The organism is Spirosoma spitsbergense DSM 19989, assembly GCF_000374085.1.
Classification (GTDB): domain Bacteria; phylum Bacteroidota; class Bacteroidia; order Cytophagales; family Spirosomataceae; genus Spirosoma; species Spirosoma spitsbergense.
This window is the reverse complement of sequence record NZ_KB893494.1, coordinates 1-2,781: the sequence shown is the minus strand read 5'-3', so window position 1 is coordinate 2,781 and position 2,781 is coordinate 1. Positions and strand designations below refer to the sequence as shown.

General features: G+C 41.4%; 1 protein-coding gene. It reads left to right on the top strand.

The annotated features are described in order from the left end of the window. Positions 1–178: 178 nt before the first annotated feature. Complete coding sequence (locus B157_RS35095; protein ID WP_020603449.1) at positions 179–2,470, top strand: hypothetical protein; 2,292 nt, start codon at positions 179–181, stop codon at positions 2,468–2,470. The last annotated feature ends 311 nt before the right edge of the window (positions 2,471–2,781 follow it).

Here is a 2,781-nt window from a genome sequence, read left to right as displayed (position 1 = left end):
GGGGATATAAACTCCATGAGCGCTTTTTGTGGTGTTTTTGAGTAAATTTAGAAAGAGGTTGCTACAGATAGATCAACCATGCGTAACATCAGTTATTAATAAACATCCTGCCGTCTTTGCTTCAGCCAGTCTATTTGCCCTTACTCAGATACCCACATTTTACCAGTTTGGAGATCATATGAGCTGGTCCCCCGACCATAAACTTCCAATCCTAATCGCTGAATGGCCAAAATTGAATCATGCTCTGTTTTGGAATCATGTTGAGGAGACCCGAAATCATTATGAAAAGCATGAAAAAGAGCCTCTAACTTACTTTTGGCAAGTCTCTGTGTTTGAAGGATACTGGAAGTTTTCAGCTAATGATTTTCAGTTCATAGTAACTGATGTTTCCTGCCGTTCACGTTTAGATGATCGACTCATTGCCTTATCACAAGCTTTTCAGTTGTATAAAGAAAATGGTAGTCCGTTGCATTGGTTAGACGCACTTGAAAAGGCAGTAGTCAGTGAAGTCGACTTAAAGAGACGATTGGACGAATTCCTGAATCCGCTCCCTCTGTCTGAAGAACTAAAAGAATTTTGGGATAAAGCAGAGCAACGAAAGAAAAAGAAAGAACAACAAGATAAAAAGTATCAGCAGGATTATGACGATAAAATAAAATGGCTGAAGGAAAATATTGAAATACTTCGTTCCAACGGTTTAGAAAAGGGTGCTATTTCTCAGGATCAATACGCATTGTATCAGCGTATGGTAAGGATCAACAGAACCGACAAAGTCGAGGAGACCGGCAGAAATTGGCAAGGTTTAATCAACGAGTTTAGCGTTGAGGTAGCGACCGCTTTACGGGACGCTTTGCTGAATTTTTGGCGCGCCTATACGCCTGCACTCAGATCTGAAGACAACACAGACACTAATTCGAAAAAAGTTGAATTTGGGTTGTCTGGAATTGAAATAGAGTCGTTGGAGATGATGAACTGGCCAAAAAACCTTAGTAAAGAAGAAGCTGAGATAGCCTGCCGCTATGCTTTCCGCAAATGGGGTAGTTTCCCCAACTGGTTTCCCAAACTCTATAAGCAGTATCCTCATCTAATTAGTCAGTTAGTCGTCCATGAAATTGGTTGGGAGCTGGTAGTAGAAAACCCTCAAGAAGCGAAGCATTATATTCTAAGTAAAGTTAGCTATAGTTGTGAATGGCTATGGGATAGTATAGCCGAAACAATTTTAGAAATACTGGAAAAAGAACCGACCAATGTTGAGAACCTGAAGTACTTGTTACGGATAGTTCAGGGCAGTGTAATCGTTTCAAGTTCTGATCTCGCTCAACTGGCTGAGCGCAAATGTACCACGCTTACATCTTGGCAATCTATTGCCTACTGGTATGCCACTTGGATAGGTATAGAGCCAGAACGGGCTATTAGGTCTTTTTGCGATTCTTTGGCTGCTCATTATATAAAGGATCAGCAAGAAGCAATAAATATGGCTATGCTGACAATTGTGGCCCTTTTGGGTAGGAGACATTTGGGATCAAGCGTCAGGGAAACCTTTAAATCACCAATGTCCCTAATGAGGCTGTATTATCTAATGCATCAATACATTCGGGTCGAAGAAGACATAGAGAGAGCCAATACAGGGGTTTATTCCCCCGGGTTACGCGATGACGCTCAAGACGCCCGAAATAGTTTGTATTCTATGCTTAAAACGATACCAGGCAAAGAAGCATATTTGGTTATGATGGAACTAGCCAGAATGCATCCGGCCGAAAGCTATCGTGGATGGATGAAACAAAATGCCAAAGAGCGAGCAGAGATGGATGCCGATAATTTGCCTTGGACGGCTAAGCAATTTTTCGATTTCGCCAACACCTTAGAATGCACGCCCAATAATCATCGGGAATTGTTTGACTTAGGGGTTCAACGACTAATGGATTTGAAACATAGCCTTGAAGAAAGCGACGATAGCATTGCATCTACATTGGCAAAAGAGGCTGAAGAAATTGGAATCAGAAAAGTAATAGCCAACTGGTGCCGCAGTCGTTCCACCGGGAAATATCTGATTACGCAGGAAGAGGAGCTAGCTGATGCAAAAAGGCCCGACTGCCGTTTTCATAGTTCACTTTTTGATGCTCCTGTCCCAGTCGAACTCAAGCTGGCTGATAACTGGAGTGGTCCAAATCTTTTCGAAAGGTTAGAGAACCAGTTATGTGGTGATTATTTGCGGGACAATCAATCTAATAGGGGAATATTCGTATTGGTTTATCGGGGGCAAAAAACAAGTTGGCAATTACCAGATGGTAAGTTAGAAGCGACGTTTACTGAGCTTGTTGACTCATTACAGGATTATTGGGTGAGCATATCAGCAAATTACCCCAAGATCAATCAAATAATAATTATTGGTGTTGATTTAACTAAGCGCATGAACCGAATAAAAACGCTTAAGAAGAGACCGAATTCTAAACAGAAAAAAACAAGCTAACCAGTATAATGCTGGAGCATGCAGTCAATTTGCCTATTAATACCCCTTTAAAAGTTCATACATGGTGAAAGTTTCATTAAATTGGTGCCCTATACAGTTCAGAAAATCCTCGTTACCATCCAAAACTTTGAACTACAAAACTGAACGGTTTTATTGAACGCAAAAACGGCTGTTTCTATCCCCTTCCCTCCTACCCGGATACCGTTCAGAAAAAGGTCCGATTCCTACCGGGACAAGATAATATGTGAATGGGGAGTGAAGCTAAGTTTTTATTCCCTTTCCAACCGACTGTACCGAAACAATCATCCCTC

Coding starts and splice junctions, on each gene's coding strand:
- B157_RS35095 (WP_020603449.1), top strand. CDS start 179: ATGAGCTGGTCCCCCGACCATAAACTTCCAATCCTAATCGCTGAATGG.